General features: G+C 62.9%; 9 protein-coding genes and 2 pseudogenes. All 11 read left to right on the forward strand.

Annotated features, from left to right (window positions below):
* Positions 1–440, forward strand: a 440-nt coding sequence (locus HNQ58_RS01660; RefSeq protein WP_425504134.1) for a hypothetical protein, incomplete at its 5' end; no start/stop codon positions are given.
* A complete protein-coding gene (locus HNQ58_RS01665; protein ID WP_183947045.1) occupies positions 437–2,233 on the forward strand; it encodes a hypothetical protein in 1,797 nt (598 codons plus the stop codon). The genes HNQ58_RS01660 and HNQ58_RS01665, both read left to right, overlap by 4 nt.
* A complete protein-coding gene (wecB, locus tag HNQ58_RS01670; protein WP_183947046.1) occupies positions 2,230–3,348 on the forward strand; it encodes a non-hydrolyzing UDP-N-acetylglucosamine 2-epimerase in 1,119 nt (372 codons plus the stop codon). Before HNQ58_RS01665 ends, wecB begins: the two co-directional genes overlap by 4 nt.
* Before the next feature lie 45 nt (positions 3,349–3,393).
* Positions 3,394–4,656, forward strand: a complete 1,263-nt coding sequence (gene wecC / locus HNQ58_RS01675; protein WP_183947047.1) for a UDP-N-acetyl-D-mannosamine dehydrogenase — start codon at positions 3,394–3,396, stop codon at positions 4,654–4,656.
* Positions 4,657–4,679: 23 nt separating this feature from the next.
* Complete coding sequence (locus tag HNQ58_RS01680) at positions 4,680–8,165, forward strand: glycosyltransferase family protein (RefSeq protein WP_183947048.1); 3,486 nt, start codon at positions 4,680–4,682, stop codon at positions 8,163–8,165.
* A gap of 1,107 nt (positions 8,166–9,272) precedes the next feature.
* Positions 9,273–10,507 (forward strand): annotated as a pseudogene (locus HNQ58_RS01685) (IS3 family transposase).
* 163 nt (positions 10,508–10,670) lie between these two features.
* Complete coding sequence (locus HNQ58_RS13650; RefSeq protein WP_183947049.1) at positions 10,671–10,886, forward strand: glycosyltransferase family protein; 216 nt, start codon at positions 10,671–10,673, stop codon at positions 10,884–10,886.
* A 4-nt stretch (positions 10,887–10,890) separates the two neighbouring features.
* The gene (locus HNQ58_RS01695; RefSeq protein ID WP_183947050.1) at positions 10,891–12,354 is read left to right on the forward strand and encodes a glycosyltransferase; all 1,464 of its coding nucleotides are present in this window, start codon (positions 10,891–10,893) and stop codon (positions 12,352–12,354) included.
* A gap of 120 nt (positions 12,355–12,474) precedes the next feature.
* Positions 12,475–12,930 carry a capsular polysaccharide export protein, LipB/KpsS family gene (locus HNQ58_RS01700; protein ID WP_221301112.1) on the forward strand — a complete coding sequence of 152 codons (456 nt, stop codon included), beginning with the start codon at positions 12,475–12,477 and terminating at the stop codon, positions 12,928–12,930.
* Positions 12,931–13,049: 119 nt separating this feature from the next.
* Positions 13,050–14,417, forward strand: coding sequence for an IS5 family transposase (locus HNQ58_RS01705; protein WP_246416807.1), 1,368 nt, complete (start codon positions 13,050–13,052; stop codon positions 14,415–14,417).
* Positions 14,418–14,440: 23 nt separating this feature from the next.
* Positions 14,441–14,800 (forward strand): annotated as a pseudogene (locus HNQ58_RS13290) (DDE-type integrase/transposase/recombinase); the annotation flags it as partial.
* Positions 14,801–15,144 lie beyond the last annotated feature (344 nt).

Here is a 15,144-nt window from a genome sequence, read left to right on the forward strand (position 1 = left end):
AGGAGAAGGCCGCGCTGAGCCGTCAGCGCGATGCGCTGGCGCAGGAACTGGCCGAGCGGCAGGCGCAGCTGGAGGCGGCAGAGGCGGAGAACGGCCGGTTGGCGGAGGCCAAGGGGCAGCTGCAGGCCGAGTGCGCCGCGCTGGTGAGCCGGCTGGAGCAGGCCGAGCAGGCACGGGCGGCGCTGCAGGCGGCCCAGGTGGCCTGGGCGGAGGAGAAGGCCGCGCTGAGCCGTCAGCGCGATGCGCTGGCGCAGGAACTGGCCGAGCGGCAGGCGCAGCTGGAGGCGGCAGAGGCGGAGAACGGCCGGCTGGCGGAGGCCAAGGGGCAGCTGGAGGCCGACCTGGCCACCCGGCTGCGACTCATGGATGACGAAGTGTTACGGGCTGAAGCGCAGCTCGATCTGCTCAAGGCACTGGTGGTGAGAGAGTCCGGACCATGAGCAAGCCCTCAGGCCGACCTGCACGACCGCGACGTACGGGGGCGCGCGCCGCGCGTGACACGTCGCGGCCGACGCAGGAAGTCACACCCCACGACGTGCATCTGCTGGAGAGGGCCAGACTGCAGTGGCAGTTCGGCGACTGGCAGAGCCTGGCTGCGCTTGGGCAGGACGCCCTGCAACATCATCCGATGCGAGCCGAACTGGCCCTGTTTGCTGCTGCCGGTCGCTTGCAGACCGGCCAGCTCGACGAGGGGCGGGCCTATCTGCGTTTGGCTCGCGACTGGGGGGCGAGCCTGGAGCAGATCGGCCGGATCCTGATCTCGGGTGTGTACAGCAGCCTGGGTCGTTTTGCCCTGCTGGCTGGCCTGCGGCTCGATGCCATGGACCGGTTCGAAGCGGCCATTGGCGCGGGAAGCCCTGGGGCGGACCTGCGTCTGTTGGCCCAGGCTCGCTATGCACAGCAGATCCAGCAGCTTCGGCAGTTGAGCCAGCAGATGCCTCGCCCATTGCAGGCCGAGACGCCCGAGCGACCACTCTCGATCGCGACCTCGGTGTCCACCTATATCCTCCGGCTTGCCCTCGAGCTCGAGGATCACGCTGTCATCGATCTTGGATTCAACACCGTCAGGAAAGAATGGCTGACCGTGTCGGGAGACGTGGTCGAGTACAGGACCGACGAGAGTGCGCCGCTTTACCTGGTCAGCAACCAAAACGGTAATTTCGACAAGCCCGCCGGTGATGTGCAGATCTCGCTGAGAGCAGGCGCGGCCTATGTGATATCGGGGGAGCTGGCACATAGCGGCGACAGCAGCCCGGTGGTCTGGATCTTTCAGTACGATGCTGCTGGAAAAAGGATCGATTCGGCATCCATCAAGACTGAGCACGGGCGGTTCAAGCATCGGTTTGCGACCCGATCGGAAATGCGGCGCTTCGATATCGGTATCCGGTTCTCCGGCGCCGGGACTGTGACCTTGAGCAAGACGCGTCTGCAGTTGTGCGAGTCGACCGCACAGGATCTGGCCGCCGACTTCGAGGCGAGGCTGGACGAGCTCGCCCGCAAGCAAAAAAAGGAAGTCGAAAACTCGATGAAGCAGATCGAGAACTTCCTGCGCTTGCAGAATTATCTGGGTCAGGATGTGCTGCTGCCCGAGATGCATGGCTGGCCGATCAGCCCCGACCTGGGCGTGCTGCTGGTCAAGCTGGTCGAGCAGAACGGATATGACGCCGTGATCGAGTTCGGATCCGGCACCTCCACGCTGATCTTGGCCAGAGCTGTGCAGCGCATGGCACAGCATACGGGGCAGAGCCCGGTGCCCCTGTTGAGCTTCGAACATCTGAAGGAATATGCCGGTAAAACCCGGACGATCCTCGCGCAGGGCCGGTTGGCGAAGCTGGCGGATGTCGTCTTGACCCCCTTGGTCGATTGGTTGGACGACCAGCAGGTTCGGTACCGCTTCTATGCCTGCGAGGAGGCCTTGGCGCGACTACGGCAGCGATTGCCTCCAGGCAAGGTGGGCAAGGTGCTGGTCTTCGTCGACGGCCCGCCGGCGTCGACGGGCAAGCACGCACGTTATCCAGCTCTGCCCAAAGTGCTGCAGGCATTCCCTCCTGAGCAATTCGTGGTGCATGCGGTGCTGGACGACTACCTGCGTGAAGATGAGCAGCAAATCGTCGCCAGTTGGGTGCAGCACTTGCAGCAGCGCGGCATCCCCCACACGGTGACCAAATACCCGAACTTGGAGAAAATGGCCTGCCTGATCGAGGTGGGTGGCAAAAGGACTGATGAGGAATGAGGATACTGACCATCTTTGGCACCCGCCCGGAAGCGATCAAGATGGCCCCGGTCGTGAGGGCGCTGGCGTCCGACGTGGCTTTCGAAACCAAAATCTGCGTCACTGCGCAGCACAGGCAAATGCTCGACCAGGTGCTGGAGCTTTTCGCCATCCGCCCGGATTTCGACCTCAATCTGATGCAGCCAGGGCAGGACCTGTACGACATAACCGGCAACGTATTGCTCGGGATGCGTGAGGTGCTCAGCCAGTGGCGGCCCGACATCGTGCTAGTGCATGGCGACACCACCACCACCCTGGCAGCAAGCCTTTCGGCCTACTACGCCAAGGTCAGGGTGGGGCATGTGGAAGCCGGCTTGCGCACCCACGACAAATATTCTCCCTGGCCGGAGGAGATGAACCGCCGGATCGCTGGCGCCGTGGCGGACATCCACTTCGCCCCGACCGCCCAGGCGCGCGACAACCTTCTGCACGAAGCCATCGCGCCAGAGGCCATCCATATCACCGGCAACACCGTCATCGATGCGCTGCTCGAGGTGGTAGAGCGGCTGCGCAGTGATGAATCACTCCGCGCCAGCCACGATGCGCGTTTCGACTTCCTCGATCCGTCTCGACGCCTGATCCTCGTCACCGGCCATCGCCGGGAGAACTTCGGCGCCGGGTTCGAAAACATCTGCCTGGCGCTGCGCGATCTGGCTGCGCGCGGTGATGTGCAGATCGTCTATCCGGTGCACCTCAACCCCAACGTGCAGGAGCCAGTGCGCCGCATCCTTTCCAGCGTACCCAACGTGTACCTGATCGAGCCACTCGACTACCTGCCGTTCGTGTACCTGATGGATCGCAGCACGCTGATTCTCACCGACTCTGGCGGTGTACAGGAGGAGGCGCCCTCGCTAGGCAAGCCGGTACTGGTGATGCGCAACACCACCGAACGCCCGGAGGCGGTCGAGGCCGGCACCGTTCGACTGGTCGGCACCGATCGCCATGGCATCGTCCGTGAGGCCAGCCGCCTGCTGGACGACCCGGCAGCTCATGCGGCCATGGCACAGGCCCACAATCCCTATGGCGACGGCATGGCTGCCCGACGCATCCGTGACCTGCTCAAAGCAGGCTCCTGACCGGAGCGATCCACAGGATCTGTACTTGGAGAAAGGAAGTTCCGCATGTTCAACACTCTCTCTATGATCGGCCTGGGCTATATCGGCCTGCCCACCGCCACCCTGTTCGCCTCACGCAAGAAGAAGGTCATCGGTGTCGACATCAATCCGCACGCGGTCGAGACGATCAACCAAGGGAAAATCCACATCGTCGAGCCCGAGCTGGACATGTTGGTGCATTCCGTCGTCACCGAAGGTTATCTGCGCGCCACCACCCGGCCGGAACCCGCCGATGCCTTCCTCATCGCCGTGCCCACCCCGTTCACCGACGGCCACAAGCCGGACCTGAGCTGCATCGAAGCCGCAGCTCGGGCCATCGCTCCGGTGCTGGCCAGGGGCAATCTGGTCATCCTCGAATCCACCTCGCCGGTTGGCACCACAGAAAAGCTTGCCCACTGGCTGTCCCAGGCCAGGCCGGATCTCACCTTCCCGCAACAGGTCGGGGAGGAGGCCGACATTCAGATCGCCTACTGTCCGGAGCGGGTACTGCCGGGCAAAGTGGTGCATGAACTGGTCGCCAACGACCGCGTGATCGGCGGCATGACGCGCAAGGCCAGCGACATGGCCGTGGCGCTGTACAAGGTGTTCGTCCAAGGCGAGTGCATCGTCACCAACGCCCGCACCGCCGAGATGTGCAAGCTCACGGAAAACAGCTTCCGCGACGTGAACATCGCCTTCGCCAACGAGCTGTCGATGATCTGCGACAAGCTCGGCATCAACGTCTGGGAGCTCATTCGCCTGGCCAACCGCCACCCGCGCGTGAACATCCTCCAACCTGGCTGCGGCGTGGGCGGACACTGCATCGCGGTGGACCCGTGGTTCATCGTCGACAGCACGCCCGAACAAGCGCGCCTGATCCGAACGGCGCGCGAAGTCAATGACCACAAACCCGAATGGGTGGTCGACAAGATCAAGGCGGCGATTACCGATGTGCTAGCCGCCAACCCGGGGCGCACCATCAGCGACGTGCGAGTCGCATGTTTAGGCTTGGCGTTCAAGCCGGATATTGACGATCTGCGGGAAAGTCCTGCATTGGAGATTGCCAAAACGGTCGCTCGGCTCGGCTGTCAAGTGGCAGCCGTCGAACCTCACATCGAGGCGCTACCCCCGGATCTCCTGATGGGCAATGTGCGTAAAGCAGAACTGGGTTCAGCCCTATTGAGGACGGATGTCATCTGTGTGCTGGTGAAGCACCGGGTCTTCGTCGAGTCGAAGGCCGAAATTTCTGCACACCTCCGGTTGGTCGACGCCGTGGGGCTGCTGGGTTGATATGGTGCTAGGTTGAAATGGATATGTCCGTCAAAGAAAAACAGGGCACCTCTTTGGCTAGAGCCGCCTCTGAGGCATTCCGCAAGGGTGATTACGCCGCAGCCCTGAAAATCTATCGCCAGCTTTCAACGCTGCTTGGCGAAAGAAATTTTCAAGCCAACGTGTTCCTGTGCGAGAAGCGCTTGTACGAACTGTCAGGGTTGAATCGGTCTGCCAATGCCTCCAAACTGCTCCTAACCCTGACTGAGCGCCGACCCCTCGCAGAGGCGACGCACCCACTCAAGAGCTTGAAAGTGGCCGCCATCATGGACGAGTTCACCCACAGCTCTTACAAATACGAATGTGATTTGCTCCAGTTGTCTCCTCAGCATTGGCGTAAAGAGCTTGAGGAATTTCAGCCTCAACTACTTTTCATTGAGTCGGCTTGGCGTGGCAAGGATGAGCTTTGGGGAAGCAAAGTTGGTCATACGAGTCCGGAGCTGCGCGGCATCGTCCAGTGGTGTAAGCAACACGCTATTCCGACCGTCTTTTGGAACAAGGAAGACCCGGTCCACTTCGAAACCTTCCTGAATACAGCAAAACTGTTCGATCATGTCTTCACAACGGACATCGACTGCATCCATCGCTACAAGGCGGCCTTGGGGCACGAACGCGTGTACCTGCTCCCGTTTGCAGCCCAGCCCGCTGTGAACAATCCGATCGAGCTGTATGAACGCAAAGACGCAATTTGCTTCGCTGGCGCCTATTACGTCAAATATCCTGAGCGAACGAAAGACTTGGTCGAGTTCGTTAGACACCTGCCGCAGTTCAAGCCTTTTGAGATTTTTGACCGGAATTATGGCAGGAGTGATCCGAGTTATGCTTTTCCGGATGATTATAAGCCTTACATCGTTGGCAAACTACCATTTGATCAGATTGACCGGGCATACAAAGGGTATTTTTGCTCGATAAACCTGAATTCGGTCAAGCAGTCTCAGACGATGTTTGCCCGCAGAGTTTTCGAGCTCTTGGCGTCGAACACCATCACGGTGAGCAATTATTCGCGCGGGATACGCCTGCTGTTCGAAGATCTGGTGATCACGACGGACAGCGGCGCTGAAGCGGTTAGACGTTTGAAGGAATTGACCGCCGACGAAACGAAGAGCCGGAAGTTGCGCCTGGCCGCCCTGCGAAAAGTCATGGCCGAGCATACGTATCAAGACAGGTTGGCGTACGTCGCGTCGAAGGCGCTGAACAAACCTGGCTTGGACTGCCTGCTGCCCCAGGTGGCAGTGGTGTGCTACGCCAATGATCAAGAGAAGGTGCAACGCCTCCTGCGCCTGTACCACAACCAGGAATACAGCCGCAAGCGCTTGTTGATGGTAGTTCCCGGCGGCTTCCAGCCCCAACTGCCACTCAACATGGCCGGCGTGGAAGTCTTGAACGCGTCGGCCGTGGCGTCAAAGACGTGGTCAGAGGTGCTGTTGCCGGGTGAGTGGCTGGCACCGATGGTGCCCGAAGACCATTATGGCGCCCATTACCTGACCGACCTTGTGCTGGCTACACGCTATGCCCCCGGCCCCATCATTGGGAAGGCGAGCCATTACGTCCGATCAGAAGCGACGGGGTTATGGCTCAAGGACCGTGCCCAAGCGTACAAGAAAGTACCGGGGTTACTGGCGCGAGCAGCCATGGTACGGGGTGAACACGTGGCGACGGCTCCGGTGCGAGAGTGGATCACCACGCTTCATACCGCAAGGTTGGAGCACCCTGATGCGCTCTCGATTGACGAGTTCAACTACTGTCGCAACGCGGGGATGGAAGGACTCAAGGAAGAGGAACGTGCTGAGACGGATAACTTGCCCGGGCTCTCGACGGGGATCCGTCTTGATGCCCTGATACAGCGGGCTGAGGCCATCCAGCCACTCGCTGCACAGGACGAGGGCCCAGCGCTCAGCCCGGGTGAACTGTCCGATCTTTTCGCAGGCCAACCCAGCCATAAGCCCGTACAGATTTCACAGGATGACCGCGGACTGCGTGTGCAATCGGAACTTCCGGATGATACGCACGAGTACGTCTATGCCCGCCGTGATCTGGACTTGCAGGCGCTGGGTATCACGGAAGGCGGCCGGTTACGCTTCTATCTCGATGCCACCCCGGGGCTGAATTTGCAAGTGGTCTGGCTCTTCTTGGACGGTCGAGGAAAGAAGCTGGGACACGTCGTGAAAGTCGGCAACCGTAATCACGAGGTGGATATCCCTGCGGAAACGGCCAAACTCCGTCTGGGGCTACGGGTCTATGGCCCAGGGGGCGCCCAAGTGAAGAGCCTCCTCCTTGCCCACCGCGCACTGGAACCTGCCGAACTAATCACCACGGGCGACTACCTCGTCCTAACCAATCACTACCCCTCGGCCAATGACCTCTATCGCAACGGTTTTGTGCACCGAAGGGTCGTGGCTTACCGAGAAAGGGGCGTGAAGGCGGATGTATTCCGCTTGCGGCCTGGAGAACAGCTGTCTTACCACGAGTTCGAGAACGTAGATTGTCTCACGGGGTCCGCGGAGGCTCTCGATCGTCTACTGGCCACCGGGCGCTACCGAGCGGTGCTCGTGCACTTCCTCGACCCGGGCATGTGGCAGGTCCTGGAGCGCCACGTGCGACGGCAGCGAATCATCGTGTGGGTGCACGGCGCGGAAATCCAGCCCTTTCACCGCCGCGAGTACAACTACCGCACAGACAAGGAGCGGGCCGCCGCGCAGGCCAAGAGCGATGCCCGCATGGCCTTCTGGCGCGGCTTGCTCAAGACCATGCCGCCCAACCTGCATCTCGTCTTCGTTTCCCGCTATTTCGCGGAAGAAGTCATGGAGGATCTGGGGTTCCGGTTGCCGGAGAGTCACTTTAGCATCATCCACAACCCGATTGACACCCGTCTTTTCACGTACGAACCGAAGCCGCCGGAGCAACGAAAGAAGGTTCTGTCTATTCGGCCCTATGCTTCCGCCACATACGCTAATGACTTGAGCGTCAAGGCCATCACGGAGTTAAAGGACAGGTCGTGGTTCAGCGACGTCGAGTTTCGCCTCATCGGTGACGGAGTACTTTTTGAAGAAACTCTGGCGCCGTTGCGAGGCCTGTCGAATGTGCACCTTGAGAGGCGGTTTCTGACTCAACAGGAAATCGCGTCGCTACATAGGACGTATGGGATCTTCCTCTGCCCCACGAGGATGGATACACAAGGCGTCTCTCGAGATGAAGCCATGGCCTCAGGTCTCGTGCCGGTCACGAATGCCGTTGCCGCTATTCCCGAGTTTGTCGACGAGGGCTGTGGTGTCCTGGCACCAGCAGAAGACCATCTGGCGATGGCGCAAGGTATCGAAAATCTAGTCCTCGATCCGGACAGGTTCCAGCAGATGTCGGCGGCAGCGGCGGCGCGTGTTCGTAGACAGTCAGACGCATCTGTGGTGATCGATGCTGAGCTAAAGATTTTGGGCGCAGAAGATGCTTCTCATAACTGCTGCATGGGGATGTGAATGGAAACGCCGGTTCAGGTTCTGAAAATCCGCGCTGAGTTGTCTGGAAGCACTTTGCGCTGCGAGATAGTAATTTCAGGCGAAGAAGACCCAGAGCTGGAGTATGCATTCTACATAAACAGGAATGATCGCCGCATACATACACGGTGGTATCAGAAGAGCCGGTTGTTTGATTATGACACCGGCTTCGTATCTGGGTATTATCAGGTCATCGGGTTTGTGAGAGGCCGTGGCGGTGCTGTGCAAAGCGCCAAATCTGCTCCGATTTTTGCGCATCCGATAGAGATTGATGAAGGAGCCATCAGTGTGTTTGGCGATGAGGGTTCCGTATATTTGCTGCGGGGTGAGCGATGGAAGTTCCCAGCAATTTTTTTTCCGGGTGAAGCTAATTCACTCTTCGTGCTGATGCCGTCCGCTGTCGATCGAGCCAAGGTTTCTTTGCCTGTCTTTAGCCGTTGGACATGGGCTGCTCAAGGCATCTTCCCGGGAAAAGTGCTATGCGTTGCTGACCCCACGTTGGAGCTAAATCGGGATCTCCAATTGGGCTGGTGCCTTGGGAGTCTAGAGAACTGCGCGACTGAAGAACTTGTTAAACTGGTTATTATGTTTGCTCGCGCTCAAAGCATCCCGCGCGATAGAATAGTTTTCTACGGCTCGTCTGCGGGAGGTTTTGCGGCCCTTGCCCTTGCGGCTCGGCTAGATGGTTCTGTTGCGGTTGCCATCAATGCTCAGACGGATGCACTAGCGTATCATGTATCAAAGCAGGTTGCACTTGTGCGGCAATGGTGTTTTTCTGGGTGGGATGAGGAGCGTATTCGTGACACATTTGCTGATCGAGTGAATATGATCTCTAGGTGGGATAATGTCGGTAGATCCAGAGTTGTGCTTGTCCAGAATGAATTAGATGAACACCATTACTCGATTCATTTTAAACCATTTTGGGAATCGCTTGGGGGAGGGAGGGCAGCAATGGGCATCTGTCGAGCCGGGAAGCACGTGGCGTGGGTCTATCGGGATGAAAGAGGACACGTTCCCGAAACCTCCTCCGCCCCTCGATTTCCTTGGACACGCTCTTGCGGGATCCTAACCCCAAGAGGAGAGTCCGAGATGAAGCACAAGAAGGTCGAGTTGGTGAAGGAGCGCGGCCGCTGGTCGGCGAAGTCCAAGCGTGATGCGGTGCTGAGGCTGCTGCGCGGCGAGGACTTGGACACGGTGTCGCGGGAGTCGAAGGTCACGGCGGCGAAGCTGACCGAGTGGCGCGAGGCGTTTCTCGCATCGGGCATGGCGGGCCTGAAGGCACGCGAGACCGACGCGCGGGACGAGGAAATCGAACGGCTCAAGGCGGTGCTGGGCGAGATGACGATGCGCTGCGAGCTGCAGCGCGACGCGATCCGGAGGTTGAAAGCCGGCCTCCCTTTGGACGAGACGAGGTTGCCGAAATGAGCGCGGCGACGTCGGAGGGGACGGGCCGGGTGTACGGGGTCAGGCGCGTGTGCTCGGCGTGGGAGCTTGCCCGCTCGACGTGGTATGCCCAGGCTGCGGCCACGCGGCCGGACCGTGCCCCGCCGGCCAAGCGCGGCCCGAAGACGGCGCTCAGTGACGAGGCGCTGGTGGCGGCGATCCGGGCCGTGCTGGCGGTGAGCCCGTTCACCGGCGAGGGCTACCGCAAGGTGTGGGCGAAGCTGCGGGCCGAGGGCATCCGTAGCGGCAAGTCGCGGGTGCTGCGGCTGATGGGCGCGCACGGCCTGCTGGCGCCGCAACGCGGCGGCGGCCCGCGGGGACCGCGGGCGCACGAGGGGACGATTCTCACCGAGGCGCCGGACCTGATGTGGGGGACGGACTTCTCGACGACGGTCACGCTGCGGGAGGGTACGGCGGCGGTGTTCATCGCGGTCGACCATTGCACGGCCGAGCTGGTGGGCGTGCATGCGGCGGCCCGTGCGACGCGCTGGGAGGCACTGGAGCCGATCCGGCAGGGGGTGCGGGAGCGCTTCGGGCGGATCGGCGCGAAGGTCGCCAGCGGGCTGCGGTTGCGCCATGACCACGGGACGCAGTACATGGCCGACGATTTCCAGCAGGAGCTCGCGTTCCTGGGGATTGCGTCGAGCCCGTCGTTTGTCCGCGCCCCGGAGGGCAACGGGTGCGCCGAGCGGATGATCCGCACGCTGAAGGAGCAGTTGCTGTGGGTGCGGACGTTCGAGACCGTGGAGGAGCTGCGCCAGGCGCTGCTGGCGTGGCAGAAGGTGTACAACGAGCACTGGATGGTGGGCCGGCACGGCCACCGCAGCCCGGCACAGGTGCGCCGGGATCACCACGCCACGATGCAGCGCATGGCGGCGTGAATTACGCCCTCAGGCGTGTCCAGGAAATCGGGAGCGGTTCAAACCCTTGAAATGGCAAGGAAGATCGTTTCGTTGATCTAAGTGTCTGGTCCCGGAAAGTTCTTGGCCTATTTTGAGAGCAGATGGCACTTCGCGTAAATCCGTTTCCGAGAGCTGAACCGGCATGAGATCGCCCGCATCGTTCAGTTCGCCCCCTCGTCGTTTCGTGCGGTCAGCCGAAGAGGCCGACGAATTGTTTGCACGTTTGAAACGTGACGGCCTCTCGCCGCAAGACCGCGAGCGGATGGCGGCCGGCGCCGATTACGTGGCGAAGCACCACACCTGGGCGCATCGACTGCGCCAGATTCTCGACGTCGTTCACGGCAGTCGATCGAGCTGACGGCGTGCAAGCACTGAAGTTTTTCTGGCGCTGTCGGAAGGAGCAGTACGCTTCCGCCTTGTCGTGTGTGGGCGTGAAGGGATCGCCGCGCACACCGCAACAACTGTGGGCCTTCCACCGCATCGGCGCGCATCGTACGGTTGCCGACGCTCCCGTTGCCTTTGCAGGGTGGCGCTCGGCCTTCGCCAAGGCGGTGGCTCACGCCGCCTGCGGTGACGCTGCGGCTGCCCAAGAGGCCGTCACGCGCTTTGCGGCCCAACGACCGCCGGCTGCTCAGCACCTCCGCCTGGCGGAAGCGCTGCTGCCTTTCATGCCCGAGGCCGCCTTGCGGTTGATCGAAGAGCAACGCGAGGTGCCCGCGGCCCTGCGGGTGGCGGCCTGGCTGCGCTGTGGCCGCGCGCAGGATGCACAGCGCTTGCTCGATGAGCTGCCGCCAGCCCTCTTCGCGGCGCAACCCGAGCTGCACTTGTTGCGCACGAATGCGAGTGCAGGCGCTCCCGCCGAGCAATTGGGGCGCCTCAACGCCTTCCTGCAGGCCCACGGCGTGCCGGCGTTGCGGCTGCGCGATGTGAACCAGCCACCGTCGCCCGGCAATGTCATGGCCGGCGAGCCCACGCAGGTGGCACAAGGGCCGCTGGTCAGCGTGGTGATGACGACCTACCGCACGGGCGCGCGTGCGGTGGCGGCTGTCGAATCGGTGCTGGCGCAAAGTTACCGCCATCTGGAGTTGATTGTGGTGGACGATGCCAGCGGCGATGACACGATCGAACGTCTGCAAGCGCTGGCGCTTCGCGATGCGCGCCTGCGGCTTGTGAGCTTGCCGCGCAACGTCGGCACCTACGCCGCCAAGCTGATCGGCCTGACCCGCGCGCGCGGGGAGTTCCTCACCTGCCACGATTCGGACGATTGGTCGCACCCGGAGAAGATCGCCCGACAGGTGGCGCCGCTGCTGGCAGACCCGCGCTTGGTGTGCACGGTGTCGAACTGGGTGCGCATGAGCGACGACGGCAGCTTCTACGCCCGCATGGTGCATCCGCTCACGCGCCTGAACCCGTCGTCGCCCTTGTTCCGGCGCGAGCGCGTGCTACGTGAAGCCGGCGCCTGGGATTGCGTGCGCACGGGCGCGGACAGTGAGTTCTTGGCCCGCCTGAAGCTGGTGTTTGGCGCCAAGGCCGTTCGCAAGGTCGGTCAGCCCTTGACGCTGGGCAGCCACCGCCCTGATTCCTTGATGACGGCCTCGGCCACCGGCTACTGCGAAGCCGGCATGTCGCCCCAGCGGCTGGCGTACTGGGAGGCCTGGAACCGCTGGCACATCGAAACGCTGGCGCGGCGCCGCAAGCCCTTCATGCCGGCCGACGTCCGCGCTGCGGTGCGGCATCGGCCCTTTGACGTGCCCGAGAGCCTGCGGGTGCCTCCTGAAGACGTGGAAGCCTGCCTGGAGGCCGCGCTTCCCGACGCCTGGGTTTGACGGGCCGGCGCGGTGAAGAGCGAGCCGCCTGAGCCACGGCTGTCGTCGCGCACAATCCCGCCAGATCTTCTTGTTCACCCTGCCAAGACTTTGACCTCTGCGCCCCCCCTGGCCCGCTGCTTGGCCGTCCTCACGCCAGGCCTGCAGCGGGTGGACACCTTGTCGGCGTTGCTCGGCGATGTCGAGCTGCGCATGAGCCGCCGGCCTGCTGTCGAAGGCCTGGACGCGGTCCTCGCCTGGGGCCGCAAACCGAGCGCGCGCGTGGCCGAGGCGTTCGCTTCCCGCCACGGGCTGCCCGTGTGGCGTGCCGAAGACGGTTTCTTGCGGTCGGTGGGGCTCGGGAACCAGGACCCGCCCTTGTCCATCGTGCTCGACGACCTGGGCATCTACTACGACGCTTCCTCTCCCTCTCGAATCGAGGCGTTGATCGCGCGGCCCCACGGGCAAGACGAGTGCTCGCGGGCGGCCGCGCTGCGCGCCTCGTGGTGCGAAGGGCGCCTGTCCAAGTACAACCATGCGCGCGAGGCGACGTCTCCCTTGGAGGGGCCCTTCGCGCTGGTGGTGGATCAGACCTAGTCGGCCCTGAAGAACCCCTCATAGCCAGCAGCCATGCGGCCTGTGGCGTCGAGGGGTCGTGTTGAGTTTGCCGGGAACGGATAATCTCCCCCGCGATTCCTTGCAGATTCGGATACCCGATGCGCCGCCGCTCGACGCCCGCCGAGGACCCGACGGTCCGTCCCGATGACTTGTTCCGGGCCCGCCTGGAAACCCAGATCGACCTGCGTCATCCGCTGGCCCGGCTGGCCTGCCGCATGCCCTGGACGGCGCTGGAGGAAGCGCTTTCGTGCACGTTGCCCGCGCCCACCGTGAGCGGCGGCGGGCGACCGGCGTTGCCGGTTCGGCTGATGGCCGGTCTGCTCTACCTCAAACATGCCTACGACCTGTCGGACGAGGCGGTGTGCGAGCGTTGGCTGGAGAACCCGTACTGGCAGTTCTTCACCGGCGAGGAATTCTTCCAGACCCGGCTGCCGTGCGACCCCAGTTCGCTGGTGCGCTGGCGCAAGCGTCTGGGCGAGGCGGGCATGGAGGAGTTGCTGGCCCAGACGATTGCCGCTGCGCGCTCGATGAAGGCGGTGAAGGCACGGGACCTGGAACGGGTGATCGTGGACAGCACCGTGCAGGAGAAGGCGGTGGCGTACCCGACCGACAGCCGACTATTGGAGGCGGGCCGCCGCAAGCTGGTGCTCCTGGCCAAGCGCCACGGCATTGCGCTGCGGCAGAGCTACGAACGGGAAGGGCCCACGCTCCGTCGCCGTGCTGGCGGCTATGCACACGCCAAGCAGTTCAAGCGGATGCGCCGTGTGCTGCGTCGCCAGCGCACGGTACTGGGCCGGGTGATTCGCGACATCGAACGCAAGCTGGCCGATGCCGGAGAGGCGGCCAAAGCGGCACTTGGGACGTGGCTGGATCGCGCCAAGCGGCTGCATGCGCAGCGTCCGAAGGACAAGGGCAAGCTGTACGCATTGCATGCCCCGGAGGTGGAGTGCATAGGCAAGGGGAAGTCGCGACAGCCGTACGAGTTCGGGGTGAAGGTCGGCCTGGCGGTGACCGCCAGGCAGGGCTTGATCGTCGGGGCCCGCAGTTTTCCCGGCAATCCGTACGACGGCGACACGCTGGCCGAGCAGTTGGAGCAGGCCGAGATCGTGAGCGGCTGCAAGCCGAAGGTGGCGATTGTGGATCTTGGCTACCGGGGCCGCGAAGTGGCGGGCGTGGAGATCCTGCATCGAGGCAAGCCCAAGCGCCTGACCCGAAGCCAATGGCGCTGGGTGAAGCGTCGCCAGGCGATCGAACCGATCATCGGCCACGTCAAGGACGACTGTGGCCTGCGCCGCTGCTGGCTGAAGGGCGCGCAAGGGGACGCCATGCACGCGGTCCTGTGCGCGGCGGGCTACAACCTGCGCTGGCTGATGCGCTGGATCGCGGCTTTTTGTGCCTGGATGCTGGGGGCGTTGATTTCGCTCATCACGGCTGGATCGCAGCCAACGGTACCCGCACGGGGATGAGAGGCGGATTCTTCAGGGCCGACTACCGCGTGTACTGCGCCATGAAACTCAATCTGCGCCGCGCCGCCAAGCGACGCCTGCCGAAGCGCGAGCGCGTGCCGCTGTACGTGCCCGAACATCCCGATACCGTCTGGTCGGCCGATTTCATGCTCGACGCGCTGGCCTGTGGTCGGCCATTCCGCACCTTCAACATCACCGACGATTTCAACCGCGAGATCATCCACATCGAGGTCGACACATCGATCACGTCGCAGCGGCTGGTGCGCATTTTCGAGCGCATCCGCCAGGAGCGGCCCCTGCCGCAGGTGCTTCGCGTGGACAACGGCCCGGAGTTCCTGGGCGAGGTCTTCGTCGCGTGGGCCAAGCAGGCCGGCATGGCGATCGTTTCTGCGCGACGTTTCGGTGGCCAGTCTGGAATTGGTGGCGGGCGCCGGACTGCTGGCGTTCGGTGCCGGCTTCGGCGGCTGGCACTGGTGGGCCTCGGCGCAGGCGGGCACCAGCACGCCGGTGGGGACGATCATGATCGCGGCCCTGTCCGTGCTCTCCGGTTTGCAGCTGCTGCTGGCTTTCGCCGGTTACGACATCGCGACCGTGCCGTGGCGGGCGATTCACAGGCGGGTCGGGCGAGTCCGTGGCGCCGCGTCGGCCCGCTCTGCCCAGCCGCCATTGCCCTAAAGTCCGCTGCCGGGGCGCAGGCCGGCGCGGTAAACTCTGCCGCTCCCTGCAC

It is taken from the genome of Rehaibacterium terrae, from assembly GCF_014202935.1.
In the GTDB taxonomy this organism is placed as follows: domain Bacteria; phylum Pseudomonadota; class Gammaproteobacteria; order Xanthomonadales; family Xanthomonadaceae; genus Rehaibacterium; species Rehaibacterium terrae.